This window comes from Niabella soli DSM 19437, assembly GCF_000243115.2.
GTDB classification, from domain to species: Bacteria; Bacteroidota; Bacteroidia; order Chitinophagales; family Chitinophagaceae; genus Niabella; species Niabella soli.
This window is the reverse complement of record NZ_CP007035.1, coordinates 2,246,455-2,262,186: the sequence shown is the minus strand read 5'-3', so window position 1 is coordinate 2,262,186 and position 15,732 is coordinate 2,246,455. Positions and strand designations below refer to the sequence as shown.

At 46.0% G+C, this 15,732-nt stretch carries 12 protein-coding genes; all 12 read left to right on the top strand.

The annotated features are described in order from the left end of the window. Positions 1–90: 90 nt before the first annotated feature. The 12 genes from lipA (at position 91) to NIASO_RS09560 (ending at position 15,590) form a co-directional block, all read left to right on the top strand. Complete coding sequence (gene lipA, locus NIASO_RS09610) at positions 91–1,005, top strand: lipoyl synthase (protein WP_008585373.1); 915 nt, start codon at positions 91–93, stop codon at positions 1,003–1,005. A gap of 537 nt (positions 1,006–1,542) precedes the next feature. Beyond that, positions 1,543–2,121: a YceI family protein gene (locus tag NIASO_RS09605; RefSeq protein ID WP_008585372.1), complete on the top strand. Its 579-nt coding sequence runs from the start codon at positions 1,543–1,545 to the stop codon at positions 2,119–2,121. A 7-nt stretch (positions 2,122–2,128) separates the two neighbouring features. Continuing rightward, positions 2,129–2,761, top strand: coding sequence for a nitroreductase family protein (locus NIASO_RS09600; RefSeq protein WP_008585370.1), 633 nt, complete (start codon positions 2,129–2,131; stop codon positions 2,759–2,761). A 95-nt stretch (positions 2,762–2,856) separates the two neighbouring features. Further along, positions 2,857–5,313, top strand: a complete 2,457-nt coding sequence (locus tag NIASO_RS09595; RefSeq protein WP_008585368.1) for a TonB-dependent receptor domain-containing protein — start codon at positions 2,857–2,859, stop codon at positions 5,311–5,313. A gap of 121 nt (positions 5,314–5,434) precedes the next feature. Further along, positions 5,435–6,775, top strand: coding sequence for a sigma-54-dependent transcriptional regulator (locus NIASO_RS09590; RefSeq protein ID WP_008585366.1), 1,341 nt, complete (start codon positions 5,435–5,437; stop codon positions 6,773–6,775). Between the two features lie 244 nt (positions 6,776–7,019). Continuing rightward, positions 7,020–7,097 (top strand): potassium-transporting ATPase subunit F, encoded by a 78-nt coding sequence (locus tag NIASO_RS20635; RefSeq protein WP_071842282.1) that lies wholly within the window; start codon positions 7,020–7,022, stop codon positions 7,095–7,097. A gap of 4 nt (positions 7,098–7,101) precedes the next feature. After that, entirely contained in the window at positions 7,102–8,802 is a 1,701-nt protein-coding gene (gene kdpA, locus NIASO_RS09585; RefSeq protein ID WP_008585364.1) for a potassium-transporting ATPase subunit KdpA, read from the top strand. A gap of 12 nt (positions 8,803–8,814) precedes the next feature. Continuing rightward, positions 8,815–10,857 carry a potassium-transporting ATPase subunit KdpB gene (kdpB, locus tag NIASO_RS09580; RefSeq protein WP_008585362.1) on the top strand — a complete coding sequence of 681 codons (2,043 nt, stop codon included), beginning with the start codon at positions 8,815–8,817 and terminating at the stop codon, positions 10,855–10,857. Between the two features lie 206 nt (positions 10,858–11,063). Beyond that, positions 11,064–11,624 carry a K(+)-transporting ATPase subunit C gene (locus NIASO_RS09575; RefSeq protein WP_008585359.1) on the top strand — a complete coding sequence of 187 codons (561 nt, stop codon included), beginning with the start codon at positions 11,064–11,066 and terminating at the stop codon, positions 11,622–11,624. A 4-nt stretch (positions 11,625–11,628) separates the two neighbouring features. Next, on the top strand, positions 11,629–12,705 hold the full coding sequence (locus NIASO_RS09570; RefSeq protein ID WP_008585358.1) for a porin: 1,077 nt from the start codon (positions 11,629–11,631) through the stop codon (positions 12,703–12,705). Continuing rightward, on the top strand, positions 12,705–13,829 hold the full coding sequence (locus NIASO_RS09565) for an Osmosensitive K channel His kinase sensor (RefSeq protein ID WP_008585356.1): 1,125 nt from the start codon (positions 12,705–12,707) through the stop codon (positions 13,827–13,829). Before NIASO_RS09570 ends, NIASO_RS09565 begins: the two co-directional genes overlap by 1 nt. A gap of 12 nt (positions 13,830–13,841) precedes the next feature. Then, the gene (locus tag NIASO_RS09560; RefSeq protein WP_008585354.1) at positions 13,842–15,590 is read left to right on the top strand and encodes an ATP-binding protein; all 1,749 of its coding nucleotides are present in this window, start codon (positions 13,842–13,844) and stop codon (positions 15,588–15,590) included. Positions 15,591–15,732 lie beyond the last annotated feature (142 nt).

The window sequence follows — 15,732 nt, the reverse complement described above, 5'->3', positions numbered from 1 at the left end:
CAGCCCGCAGCAGCAGGGACTGAAGTTGAGATTTGCACCACCGCTGACAGCCCCCAAAAGCATTCAGCATAAAAGTATTATTTTCGCGTTATGATCGAGTTACCTGTGACGAGTAAAGTGAAGAAGCCGGACTGGCTGCGTGTAAAATTGCCTATTGGCGAAAATTATAAGCATGTGCGCGGTTTGGTAGACCAACATAAACTGCATACCATCTGCGAAAGTGGCAATTGCCCTAATATGGGCGAATGCTGGGGCGACGGTACGGCTACCTTTATGATCCTGGGCAATATTTGTACCCGCAGTTGCGGCTTTTGCGCCGTGGCCACCGGGAAGCCGCTGCCCGTGGATTATGATGAACCCCAACGCGTTGCAGAGGCTATTTACCTGATGAAGGTGAAGCATGCGGTGATCACATCTGTGGACCGCGATGAGCTGAAAGACGGCGGTGCGTCCATCTGGCACAGCACCATTCGTGCGGTAAAAGCATTAAACCCCGAAACCACGCTGGAAACGCTGATCCCCGATTTTAAGGGCAAAAAGGAAGATATTCAGACGGTGATAGATGCCGCACCTGAAGTGATCTCTCACAATATTGAAACCGTAGAGCGACTGACCCGCCAGGTGCGCATCCAGGCGAAATACTGGCGCAGCATGGAGGTGATCCGTATATTAAAAGATGGCGGCGCCCGCACCAAGAGCGGCATCATGCTGGGCCTGGGCGAAACCCGCGAGGAAGTGTTGCAAACCCTGCGCAACCTGAAAGACAATGGCTGTGATGTGGTGACGATCGGGCAATACCTGCAACCCACACCCAAACACCTGCCGGTGCAACGTTTTGTGCACCCGGATGAATTTGCTTTTTATAAGGATGCTGGCTACGAAATGGGGCTGGACTACGTAGAAAGCGGCCCGCTGGTGCGTTCCTCGTATCACAGCGACCGGCATGTGCATCCCGGGCTGGGAAGGATCCAGTGGGAGGAGAGTAAGTTGGTAAATGTAAAATAAGGAATAAAAAATAAAAAGTATAAAGGGAAGCCGCATTGTAGTTATTTTGTCGGCTTTCGCACTGCTATCATCTCTCTTGTGTCACTCACTGCGGCTTCAGTACTACTATCAGCAGTTAACAGGCTACAATATATTACCACAACTAGCTGGCCCTGCGCCACAGCTCCGTCGTGTCGCCGCAAGAAACTTTAACTACTGTGGATGTGGGTGAAAATCTGTGAACTAAATAATCGTTCTCACAAACCTCTTGATATTTTTTTCTCTCACAGATTCTGCAGATTTGCACAGATTTCAAAAAGCTTCTGTGCCAATCCGTGTAATCTGTGAGCTCTGTAATATTCCAACAAATCTTTCGCTGCGCCGCTGCTCCTTTGCGTTCGCCGCGAGAAACTTAAACCGCGGAGGCTGCTATATCAATTCTTTGCGTCCTAGCACCCTTGCGTCTTTGCGTGCAACTTCAACCCCTAAACTTAACCTACATTATTTTTTACGGGAAACAGATGCTGTTGCTTTGCAGTTCAATTTTAAAAGATATACATGAAGAAAATTTTCCTTTTCCTGGCCTTAACGGCGATGAGTTTCCAGTTATTCGCTCAAAAAAACTGGGCGCCCGATCCAATGCACTCCTTTGTAACCTTCACCATCAAACATATGGGCATCAGCTTTGTTACGGGAAAATTTGATCAGTTCAGCGGTGAGCTGGTTGCCGCTAAAGAAGATTTCAGCGATGCAAAAATTAATTTTACCGTACAAACATCCAGCATCAACACCGGGGTGGACATGCGTAACAACCACTTAAAAACAGCCGATTTCTTTGATGCTGAAAAATATCCTGAAATGAAATTTGTCAGTACCAGCTTCAAAAAGAAAGCGGGGAACCAATACACGTTAACCGGCAAGCTTACTATTAAAGATGTAACCAAACCCGTGGTACTGGCCGTTACCTACGGCGGTAAAACCAAAAACCAGATGGGCAATGAGGTGATCGGTTTCCAGACAGAGATGAAGCTGAACCGGTTCGATTATCATATCAGCTATGATCCAACAGGCAAGGCGGTAGCCAAAGAGGCAGATGTAAAAATTTACCTGGAATTACAACCCAAAAAGAAAGCATAAAATAATTATGGAAATTATAGAGAAACTGGAATGGCGCTATGCCGCCAAAGCAATGAACGGGAAGAAAGTTCCCGCGGAAAAAATAGATCGTATCCTGGAAGCAGCGCGCCTGGCGCCTTCTGCCTTCGGGTTACAACCTTTTGAGATTATTTCGGTAAGCAACCCCGACCTGCTGGCGCAATTGCTTCCGGTAGCGTATAATCAAAATCAGGTCAAAGGCTGTTCGCATTTGTTGGTCTTTGCTGCATGGGACAATTATACGCCGGAGCGCATTGAAGCATTTATTGAGCATGTTGCCAAAGAAAGAAACGTTACCGTTGAAAGTCTGGCTAGCTATCGCCAGGCCTTACTCAATAGTTTTGATCCAGCAAAATCCGAAATCAATTTTATTCATGCTGCCAAGCAGGCCTATATCGGCTTGGGGGTTACTATTGTAGCCGCCGCAACGGAAGATGTAGATGGCTCTCCGATGGAAGGATTCGATACTGCAGGTATGGATGCGTTGCTGGGACTGAGGGAAAGAGGTTTACGCAGCGCTGTTATCCTGGCTTTGGGTTATCGTGATGCAGATAATGACCGTTTCGCAAATTTGAAAAAAGTAAGAGCAGACAGGGCCCGGTTCGTGACTCATCTTAACTAATGTGTGTAAGTGGTGTTGTGCAAAAGACCCGGTTTGCTGAAAGCCGGGTCTTTATTATTCAGAATATATTCAAAATGTATAGCTAGGTTTGTCGCATGGGAGTGATTTACCGGCTGCTTTTTATGGGCGGCGTGTTTTTGTGTGTGCTTAAGGGTTCTGCGCAAACAGTTATTTCAGGAAAAGTAAAGGATAGTGAAACAAAAAAGGGTTTGGATTATGCTACCGTTTCTTTGTACAATATAACAAATGAAAAACCCGTTGATGGTACCGTAACCAAAACCTCCGGCCAGTATACGCTTGCAATGGTACATCCGGGAATCTATGTATTGAAAGCTGCATTCCTGGGATACCGGCAATCCCACTCAGATACGGTTCACATTGCGGCAGGAGCAACAAAAATAAAACTCCCGGATCTCCTGTTGGTGCGGGAGGCTAAAGACCTGGATGCAGTGACCGTTGTAGCGCGGCTACCCATCGTAGAAAATAAGATCGACAAAATCGTTTATAATGCGGCCAATGATGTAACGGCACAGGGCGGGGTAGTGCTGGATGTGTTAAAGAAAGTGCCCCAGGTATCGGTAGATGCAGATGGCAATGTGGAACTGCAGGGCAACTCCAATATCCGTTTTCTCATCAACGGCAAACCTTCTTCCATCTTTGGCAGCAGCCTGACGGACGCATTATCTTCGATCCCCTCCAGTGAAATAAAAAGTATTGAAGCCGTTACCAGCCCGGGTGCCAAGTATGATGCCCAGGGCACCGGAGGCATTATCAATATCATTCTGAAGGATACAAAAATGAAAGGGATCAGTGGCAGCGTAAACCTTTCCGGAGGTACCCGTTTGGAGAACGGCGCCTTTAATATTAACTATCGTCACAACCGGTTTGGCCTGAATGCTTTCGTAAACGGGAACGCACAGCTCAATTCCAGATCGCTGAATCAACAGCAGCGTCAATCGGGCATTGGAAGCGATACCTTGAATTACCTGAACCAGGACGGCTATACCGATATGATCCGCAGAGGCGTGCAAGCGGGTCTGGGCGCGGATCTTAGCTTCGCACATGGTCAATCACTGAGTGCTACGATACAGTACAGCGATTTTTATAATAACAGGAAAGGCCTTGCACAGCAGGAAACAAAAGAGGTGCTTGCAAACGGTCAGCAACTTTCGGATGTTAATTCTGTAAGGAGCTCTTCCAGCCGGCTGAATAACCCTGCCTTGGACTGGAGCCTTGGTTATAAAAAGGACTTTGGAGAAAAGGATCGTGTACTGGAGTTTCTGTACACGGGCAGCGTCTCCAGTCCCCGGATGGAATCGAACCAATCGCAAACTTACCCGGGTAACGCTGTTCCGTTTAATGGCAATACGGTTTATAACCCTGGTAAAGATCAGCAGCATTATCTTTCTCTTGATTATACCCACCCGGTTTCAGACGCGTTCAAGCTGGAAGCTGGTGTCAAAGGCAGTTTCCAGAAAATTGGAAGTAATAATGAACAATATATTTTTGATCCCGGCACACAAACTTATTTATTTGCGCCAGGCCTGTCTTACAACCTCACCTATGATCAGTCAGTATACGCGGGATATGTATCTGCTACAATGAAAGCCTGGAACTGGCTGAACGTAAAGGCCGGTTTGCGTACCGAATACACCCATATTTTATTAGACTATAACAATACTCACGTGCCTTCGTATACTACCTGGGTGCCTTCTTTGATTCTTTCACACGAATTTGATAACCGGCAACTGGTTAAGGTGATGTACAGCCGGCGGCTGGAGCGGCCCGATTATGAAGAGCTGAACCCCTTCCTCAATATCAGCGATCCGTATAACATTACCACGGGCAACCCTTACCTGAAACCCGAAATAGGAAATAACTTCGAACTGGGCTATGGACGAACTTTTGTCAATGGGGTTAACTTTTATGTGGCGTTATCGGAACGGATCAACAGCAACGACATCAAGCCTTTTACCACCTTTTATCCGGAGTACCAGGTAGGCGATTCTTCCTATGCCAATGTTTCGGTAAGCACCCGGCGCAATATCGGGCATGAGTACAACTCGGGGCTTATTATTACGGGTGGCGTTCCGCTGAATAATTTTGGCTTGCGCGCTAATATTATGCTCCTGCACCGGCACATCGTAAACCAGTTGCCGGGTGCCGCAGCCGTTACCAACGCTTTTTCGCCGCGCTTTAACCTGAATCTGAATTATAATTTCCCTGCCGCTGTTGTGGCGGAACTCTTTGGCAATTACCGGGGCGGATTTACGAACATCCAGGGAAAAGTGCCCAGTCTGTTTACCTATACATTTGCCCTGCGCAAACAGTTCTGGAATAAAAAAGCAAGTGTTGGCTTAACGGCCACCAACTTTTTTGACAAGTATGTGAACCAGGTAACCACGATCAATACCATCGCCTATACATCTTATTCCCTGCGCTCCTTACCCTTCCGCTCTTTTGGCGTTACGGTTAATTATAAGTTTGGAAAACTGGAATTGAATAAAAAAGAGCAGCAAGATACCGATCAGAATTTGCCTGCTGAAAATTAACGGCTGTTTAAAATTGAAGCACATCCATAACCGGAAGCTATTGGAATAACACAAGACCGATATTGCCGCAGGTGTAATTCGTCTGCGCAGAAATGATAACTTTGCTGATTAAAGTTTGTAAATGAATAAGGTATTGATCATTGATGACGAAGATAAAATCAGAACGCTTCTTTCTAAAATAATCAGCCTGGAAGGCTTTGAAGTAGCAGCGGCTGCAGACGCCAAAAACGGTCTGAAAAAATTGGAGACCTCCGATTTCGATGTGGTTATCTGTGATGTAAAATTGCCTGACGGCAGCGGGGTTGAGTTGTCTGGAAAAATAAAAGAAAAATACCCGGCCGTGGAAATCATATTACTTACCGCGTATGGTAATATCCCCGATAGTGTGCAGGCTATAAAGAATGGGGCATTTGATTATATTACCAAGGGTGATGACAATAATAAGATTATCCCCCTGTTATATAAAGCTGTTGAAAAAGTATCCCTGGCAAAGCGGGTAAGACAATTGGAGCAGCGATTAGACAAAAAGTATTCGTTTGATAATGTACTGGGTAAATCGAAGCAACTTACGGCGGCCGTTACAGTGGCGAAAATGGTGGCGGCTACTGACGCAACGGTGTTGCTTACCGGGGAAACCGGTACTGGTAAGGAAGTTTTTGCACAAGCCATTCACAATGCCGGCAGCCGGAGCCGGCAGCATTTTGTTGCGATAAACTGTTCGGCGTTCAGCAGGGAATTGCTGGAGAATGAATTGTTCGGGCATAAAGCCGGAGCCTTCACCGGTGCATTGAAAGATAGCAAAGGAATATTTGAAGAGGCCAATAATGGTACCGTTTTCCTGGATGAGATCGGCGAAATGCCATTAGAGCTGCAGGCCAAGTTGCTGCGCGTGCTCGAAACAGGCGAGTTTCTGAAGGTAGGCGATAGCAAACCCACGAAAGTGAATGTGCGCATTATCGCGGCCACTAACAGGGACCTGCAAAAAGAAGGAGAAGCCGGCAACATCCGTGAAGACCTGTTTTACCGTATAGCCGTTTTTCAGATCGCCTTGCCTCCGCTAAGAGAGCGGATTGCTGATATCGAATTATTAGCAACCGGTTTTCTGCACCAGTTTGCAAATAAGACCGGAAAAAAAATTTCATCTATCTCCAAACCCTATCTTGAGGCATTGCAGCAACATACCTGGAAGGGAAACATCCGCGAATTAAAAAACGTAATTGAACGAAGCGTTATTCTTACAAATGGGGAAGTGCTAAGCCTTGAGAGCCTGCCCGTTGAATTGCAACAACTTCCGGTTGCCGGGGGAAAAGTGCTGTCTGCTTTTGATCTGGCCAGCGCTGAAAAGATCCACATCCAGAAAGTTTTGAATTACACCAACGGCAATAAAACCGAAACGGCAAAATTGCTGAATATAGCTTTAACCACGCTTTATCGGAAGATAGAAGAATATTATATAAAGTAACCCTTTCAAAACGATAGTGGGCACCCTTTCATTTTGAAAGGGTTTTTATTGCCACGGCTGTGGCAAAAGAAATTACAACTCAGTACAGCAGCGCGTTCCGGCAGATCCGGATTTTGTTGGAACGGGGATTGCATCCCTGTTGGCATATCAAATTATAATTCGTTATGCTCACATTCATTTTAATTCTCGCGGGGCTTTTAGGATTTGCCCTCTTTTTTTTATCAATAAAATATTTTGAAAAGATATGACAGCATTATTCATCGTAGCCATCGCCGTATTTGTGTATATGTGTTATGTATTGGTAAAACCGGAAAAATTTTAAAACAATGAACGCAGAGATTCCTGGAATTATACTAATGTACGGGCTGGCGGTACTGCTTGCAATACCCCTGGGCCGCTACATCGGTAAAGTGTATAGCAACGACAAAACCTGGTCAGACCGGATATTCAAGCCGGTAGATACCATTTTTTACCGCCTGGGCGGAATTGATCCGTCAAAAGAAATGAACTGGAAGCAGCACCTGATAGCACTCCTCACGATTAACCTTTTCTGGTTTTTGGGCTGCATGTTTGTATTAATGAACATGAGCTGGCTGCCCCTCAACCCCGATAAGAATCCATCAATGAGCGCTGACCTTGCTTTTAATACGGCCATCAGCTTTATCTGTAACACCAACCTGCAACATTACTCCGGCGAAACAGGCATATCTTACTTCGGGCAACTAACCCTTATGTTGTTTCAATTCGTTAGCGCCGGTTGCGGTATGGCAATTGCTGCAACGGTGTTCTTTGCACTACGGGAGCGGACATCAGTTAAACTGGGGAATTTCTATTTCCTTTTTGTTCGTTCCTGTACGCGGATCTTATTTCCCATCGCATTGATCGTGGCGTTGCTTTTATTGTTTAACGGAACTCCTATGACCTTTGCGGGGAAAGATACGATCACCACGCTGCAAGGTGATACGGTGCAGGTAAGCCGGGGGCCGGCGGCTGTCTTTGTGGCCATAAAACACCTGGGTACTAATGGCGGTGGTTTCTTTGGCCCTAATTCGGCCCACCCCTTTGAAAATCCAAACTATTTTACAAATATTATTGAAATGGTAACTCAGATGCTGATACCCATTGCCATGATTTTTGCCCTGGGCTACATCCTGAGAAGAAGAAAATTGGCCCTGGTGATCCTGGGGGTAATGACCATAGGCTTTATGTTGTTGCTGGTGCCAACGGTTGTGGGGGAACTAAAGGGGAATCCCGCCCTTGCAAAAATGGGCATCGGGCAGGCAATTGGTAATATGGAGGGGAAAGAAGTCAGGTTCGGCTCGGCGGCTTCGGCCTACTGGAGTATCGCCACCACCGTCATCTCCACCGGAAGTGTAAACGCCATGCACGATAGCTTTCTACCGCTAAGCGGGATGAACCAAATGCTGGGTATGATGGTGAACTGTTTTTATGGCGGTGTGGGTGTAGGGTTCCTTAATTTTTTTGTCTTTATTATCCTGGCGGTATTTATCAGCGGGCTGATGGTGGGAAGAACACCAGAGTTTTTAGGCAAGAAAATAGAAGCAAGAGAAATGAAGATCGCCATGATCATAGCTCTTCTGCATCCGTTGCTGATCCTTACGGGTACCGCCATTTCCAGCTACTTATATGCGCATCACCCGGGAACTTACGCGGGGTGGCTCAATAACCCCGGCTATCACGGTTTCAGCGAAATGCTGTACGAGTTCACTTCATCGGGTGCTAATAATGGCAGTGGATTTGAAGGATTGGGTGATAATACGCCCTTCTGGAATATCGCCTGCGGTACGGTGATGTTATTGGCGAGGTACCTGCCGATCATTGGCCCGGTAGCTATTGCCGGAAGCCTTGCCGCAAAAAAATATGTTCCCGAAAGCGCGGGTACCTTAAAAACAGACACCGCCACTTTTGGCCTGATGGTCTTTGCGGTTATCGCCATTGTTGCAGCATTGTCTTTCTTCCCTGCATTAACCCTGGGCCCTATTGCAGAATATTTTTCACTTTATTAATCAGACACAGACATGAAAAGCAATAAAAATAATAAACTGTTTCAACGGGCATTGGTAAAAGAGGCGTTGAAACAATCCTTCATCAAACTCAGCCCCGTAAAAATGTTCCGCAATCCCGTAATGTTTACGGTATGGGTGGGCACCCTCGTTATGGCGGGCGTATGTATATGGACCGCTGCGGGTGAACAAAACCAGGGCAGCCTGGCTTATAACGGAGTAGTAACGGGTGTGCTGTTCATAACCCTGCTGTTTGCCAATTTTGCCGAAGCCATTGCCGAGGCCAGGGGAAAGGCCCAGGCGGATAGCTTGCGTAAGACAAGGGAGGAAACGCCTGCTAAGTGGATGCAACCGGTAGGAGAAATGTATGTGGACGAAATTAAGATTGTTCCATCGTCGCAACTAAAAAAAGGGGATGTGTTTTTATGCGAAGCAGGCGATATCATTCCATCAGACGGCGAAATCATCAAAGGCCTGGCCACTATCGATGAAAGCGCTATTACCGGGGAAAGCGCTCCTGTTATACGCGAAGCGGGAGGAGATAAAAGCAGCGTAACCGGCGGCACAAAAGTACTTTCAGACAAAATAATAGTGAAAGTAACCACCGAAGCCGGCGAAAGTTTTTTGGATAAGATGATCGCGCTGGTGGAGGGCGCCTCAAGACAAAAAACTCCCAATGAGATTGCGCTTACCATTTTGCTGGCGGGTTTTACGTTAGTGTTCATCATCGTAACAGTAACCCTAAAACCCTTTGGCGACTATGCACAGACGCCTATTACGATTGCCGCCTTTATATCCCTGTTTGTATGCCTGATCCCCACCACGATCGGCGGTTTATTGTCTGCCATTGGTATAGCTGGTATGAACCGGGCCTTGCGGGCGAATGTGATCACCAAAAGCGGAAAGGCGGTTGAGACGGCCGGCGATATTGATGTGTTGCTGCTGGATAAAACAGGTACGATCACGATCGGTAACCGGAAGGCGACCGGTTTCTACCCGGCTAATGGTGTGGATGAAAAACATTTTATAAAAGCCGTAGTGTTGGGGTCGATGGCAGATGAAACCCCCGAAGGAAAATCTATAATAGAACTGGCCGGTGTCAATCCCCTGAGCTACCAGGTAGCGCATCCGCATTATATAAAATTTACTGCTGAAACAAGAAGCTCTGGTATTGATTACGATGCGATCCGGATCAGGAAGGGAGCTGCCGATGCTATCCGGAAGGCAGTGGAAAAAGCCGGGAATATTTTCCCGGAAGAAACAAACGAAAAAGTAAAAGTCATTTCAAGGAATGGAGGAACACCGCTGGTATTGGCTGAAAATGAAAAAGTATTGGGGGTTATTGAGTTGCAGGATATCATTAAACCCGGTATCCGGGAACGGTTTGAGCGCCTGCGCAAGATGGGTATAAAAACCGTAATGGTCACCGGCGACAATCCTTTGACCGCAAAATACATTGCCGGAAAGGCAGGGGTGGATGACTTTATTGCCGAAGCAAAGCCGGAAGATAAAATGAATTATATCCGCAAAGAGCAGGCAGAAGGAAGATTGGTGGCCATGATGGGGGATGGCACCAATGATGCACCGGCATTGGCCCAGGCGGATGTGGGCGTAGCGATGAACAGCGGCACCCAGGCAGCAAAAGAAGCGGGCAATATGGTGGACCTGGATAATGACCCCACAAAATTGATCGAGGTGGTGGAAATAGGCAAGCAACTTTTAATGACAAGGGGAACACTGACCACCTTCAGCATCGCGAATGATGTGGCAAAATATTTCGCCATTGTTCCGGCATTATTCATTGCTTCCATTCCGGCCCTGCAGGGACTGAACATCATGCGGCTGCATTCCCCGGCAAGCGCCATCCTGTCTGCAGTGATCTTTAATGCTATTATTATTCCGTTGCTGATCCCATTGGCCCTGAAGGGTGTGGCCTACCGGCCGATAGGCGCCAGTGCATTGCTCCGGAGGAACCTGCTGGTATATGGCCTGGGCGGAGTGGTCGTTCCGTTTATCGGGATTAAATTGATAGATATTGTTGTTGCGTTGTTTGTTTAATAAACCACTCTTCGGTATGCTGTCAATGACAGGGTACAAGATTATGAGAACTAATAACAATTACCACCGTCATGGTGAGCGAAGCGCAGCGGAGTCGAACCATCTCTTCAATATAAAGGAGATGGCGCTGCAAGCTTGCAATGACGGACCGGTTGGCTGTCATGATCTCATTGATTTATCCGAACCAATTTTTTAAAAATATAATTATGAAAAAAAATATTATTCCCGCCATACGCCTTACCCTCGTTTGTTTTTTATTCTTCTCGGGTATTTATACGTTAATCGTATTGGGCGCGGCCCGGCTTACGGCCAATAAGGGGAAGGGTGATGTGGTCGTATACCACGGCAAAACCTATTATGCCAATGTGGGGCAAAAATTTACCGATGACAAATATTTTTATTCGCGGCCTTCTGCAGTTGATTATAATGCGGCGGCTGCGGGGGGCAGCAATAAGGGGCCATCGAATCGGGAGTACTTAAAAACAGTGCAAGCACGAATAGATACTTTTTTGGTGCACAATCCCGGCATAAAAAAAGAAGCGATCCCTTCAGACCTGGTGACGGCGAGCGGCAGCGGGCTGGATCCGGATATCTCAGTACCCGCCGCCCGGGTGCAGCTAAAACGCATTGCGGCAATCCGCGGTATTGGCGAGGGTAACCTGGAACAGTTGATTCTTGCCAACACTGAAAAGCCCTTGTTGGGATGGTTCGGGACAGAAAAAATAAATGTGCTCAAATTGAATATTGCATTAGATAACCTGAAATAAAAAAGTGAAAAAAACTATAGTGGTCTTATTGTCTTTGCTGGCAGTAAGAGGCAATGCACAAACGGACAGTACCCAATCGTCATTTACTTTGAGCGGCTACATTGAAGCATACTATTCATGCGATCTTAATAAACCGGGAAACCATGAACATCCGGCATTTATGTATGCCTATAACAGGGTCAACGAAGTAAATCTGAACCTGGGCTATATTAAGGCTGCCTGGCAAACGGAAAGCCTGAGAGCAAACCTTGCCTTGGGAGCAGGCACCTATATGAATGCTAACCTGGCTGCAGAACCGGGAGTATTGAAAAATATTTACGAAGCAAATGCAGGAGTGAAACTCTCGAAAAATAAAAACCTTTGGGTCGACGCCGGTATCTTTGCTTCACATATTGGCTCTGAAAGTGCAGTGGGTAAAGATTGCTGGACGCTTACCAGGAGCATACTGGCGGATAATTCCCCTTACTATGAAACCGGGGCGAAGATTTCCTACACTTCGGATAATGGTAAATGGTTTATCAGCGGCCTGGTGTTGAACGGCTGGCAACGGATACAGCGGGTCAACGGAAACAATACGCCCGCGTTTGGACATCAGCTCACTTTTAAGCCCTCTTCAAAAATTACGCTTAACAGCAGCTCTTTTATCGGGAATGATAAACCGGACAGCGTAAAAAGAATGCGTTATTTTCATGATTTTTACGGCATTTTTCAGTTGAGTGATAAACTGGCTTTAACAGCAGGCTTCGATGTGGGTGCCGAGCAAAAAAGTAAAGGAAGCAATCAATACAATACCTGGTATGCCCCGGTGCTGCTATTGAAGCTAAGCCCCGATGCAAAAAACAATGTTGCGGCAAGAGTGGAATATTATAATGATAAAAACGGGGTGATCATTACTACAGGAACACCCCATGGCTTTAAAACAGCAGGTTATTCACTTAATTATGATCATTTGTTTGGCAATAATATATTATGGCGTATTGAAGCAAGGAAATTTTCTTCAAAAGATAAGATCTTTGCAAAAGGAAATAGCAAAGCCAAAGATGATTTCTTTTTAACAAGCTCATTAGCCGTTTCGTTCTGATGCCTGACAAAGACCATACCGCACAGCATTTTTTGGATCTGATTAAGAAATCAAGACGGGGAAAGTTTAAAGTGTACCTGGGCATGAGCGCCGGGGTGGGCAAAACATACCGCATGCTGCAGGAAGCGCATTCGCTGCTCCGGGGCGGCATTGATGTTAAGATTGGCTATATAGAAACGCATAACCGGGCCGAAACGCATGCCCTACTGGAAGGGCTGCCCCTGGTGCCCCGGAGACGGCTATTTTACAAAGGAAAAGAATTAGAGGAGCTGGATGTGCAGGCGGTTATTAACTTGCGTCCGGAAGTAGTAATTGTTGATGAACTGGCGCATACCAATATTGAAGGGAGCAAAAATGAAAAACGCTGGCAGGATGTGGTCGAAATACTCGATGCCGGCATTAATGTGATCAGTGCGGTCAATATTCAGCATATAGAAAGCCTGAACCAGGAGGTGAAGGAGATCACGGGTGTTGAAGTAAAGGAGCGTATCCCGGATAGTGTGCTGGCGCAGGCGGACGAGGTGGTCAATATTGACCTTACGGCCGACGAATTAATTACGCGCCTGAAAGAAGGGAAGATCTATGAACCGGCAAAGATTGAAACCGCATTAAATAATTTCTTTAAGAACGATCATATACTGCAATTGCGGGAGCTGGCCTTAAAAGAGGCGGCTTCACAGGTGGAGCGTAAGGTGGAAACGGAGCTCACGCTCCCGGGTGCCATAAAAAGGGAAAAATTCCTGGCATGCATCAGCTCCAATGAAAAAACGGCAAAAACGGTAATTCGTAAAACAGCCCGTCTGGCTAATTATTATAACAGCAAGTGGTATCTTTTATATGTGCAAACATCCAGGGAAAATGCTGATAAAATTGCATTGGATAAACAAAGGCATTTGATCAATAACTTTAAGCTGGCAATGGAGCTGGGTGCGGAGATTATTAAGATCGAGAATGAAAATGTGGCTAAAGCCATTATCGAACAGTGCGAAGAAAGACGGATAACAACGATCTGTATCGGGAAACCGCATTTGAATTTGACGCGGATCATTTTGGCCACCAATGTTTTCAATGAGCTGTTAAAGAAACTCTCTGCCAATGAAGTGGATCTTGTTATTTTGAGTTAAAGATTTCAACCAATGAAAATAAAAGCAAAATTGATATTGGGGGTGGGGCTTTTGTTCCTGATGATCGTGTTGCTCACAGCCATGAGCACCATATTTATTAACCGGTTAAGTGCGGATACGCAAAATATCCTTGTTGCAAATTATAACACCCTGAACTACTCCCGAGAAATGCATATAGCGCTGGATGACGGCATTGGCGACCCGAAGAATTTAAATTTGTTTGAAAGTAATTTGAAATTGCAACAAAAGAATATTACAGAAGTTGGGGAGCGGGAGTTGACGGACAATCTTGCCCGGAACTTTTCCGGTCTGAAGCAAACAGGCTCAGACAGTTTCCTCATAAGAGCGGTGAGAAAAGACATATCGAATATCATGCTGTTAAACATGCAGGCGATACAGCGAAAAAGTGAAATTGCCGGAAAAACAGCATTGAACTCGATCTTTTGGGTGGATCTGACCGGAACGCTGTGCTTTCTGATCGCATTTACACTGCTCGTAAACCTGCCATCAAATATTGCCAACCCTATTAAAGAACTAACGGCCAGTATTAAACAAATTGCGGCCCAAAATTATTCGCAACGCGTCCATTTTGAAAAGGACAATGAATTTGGAATGTTGGCCGCATCGTTTAATACCATGGCAGAAAAATTAGAGGAATATAAAGCGAGTGATGTTGATAAACTGATGATGGAAAAGAAGCGGATTGAAACGCTCATTAATAATATGAGCGACCCTGTTATTGGTTTGGATAGTAATCAAACCATATTATTTGCGAATAATACGGCGCTGAAAATAACCGGTATGCCCGAAGAGCTTATAGTAGGAAAGAATATCCGGGAGGTTGCCCTGCAGAACGACCTGGTAAAATCGCTGGCAGAAAATCTTGCAGCCGAAACGGGTGCGATAAAGTCATTACCGGTAAAAATATATGCCGACAACAAGGAAAGCTATTTTGAGAAAGAAATTATACCCATCCGGATCGTTCCAACAGGAGAAGAGGAAGAGGTGCATATTGGCGATGTAATTCTTTTACAAAATATTACACCGTACAAAGAACTGGACTTTGCAAAAACTAATTTTATTGCAACGGTATCACACGAACTGAAAACGCCGATCGCAGCTATTAAAATGAGCCTGCAGTTATTGGAAAACAAACAGGTGGGCGCATTAAATGAAGAGCAGCGGGGGCTTGTTGAGAGCATTAAAGAGGATGCCGGGCGTTTGCTGAAGATTACCGGCGAATTGCTGAATATGACCCAGGTGGATAGTGGCACCATCCAGATCAACGTAATGCCCGCTAACGTGGAAGAAATTGTAGCGTATGCGGTAAGCGCTACCAGGGCGGCTGCCGAGCAAAAGCAGGTGCAGGTAGCTATAAAAATTGCGGACAACCTGCCCCAGGTGCTGGCAGATAAAGAAAAAACGGCCTGGGTGCTGACCAATTTATTGTCCAACGCGATCCGCTATTCCTATGATAATTCCAGGATAAGCATTGGTGTGACGGCCGGGGACAATAAAATAAGATTCGCCGTTACTGATACCGGTCAGGGCATTCCCCCTCAATACGTCGATAAAGTATTCGAAAGGTATTTCAGAATACCCGGAACCAAAAAAGAAGGTACCGGTTTAGGGCTAAGTATCAGTAAAGAGTTTATTGAGGTACAGGGCGGCCAGATCGCTGTAAAAAGTGATTTTGGGGCGGGGTCCACCTTTTCTTTTGTTTTAAATAGTTTGCAAACAAACAGGGATGACGCCGCCTAAGAGCGTTGGTTGTTGGCAGCAAAAAAAGAAGCCCGCGGGAAAAGCCGGAATTATGAAAGGTGACTAAAAAGCATTTTTTGCCGGTAAGGCGGCAAGACGGTAAATTTAAAAAGATTGAAAAGCAAATCTCCCTGTTTTCCCG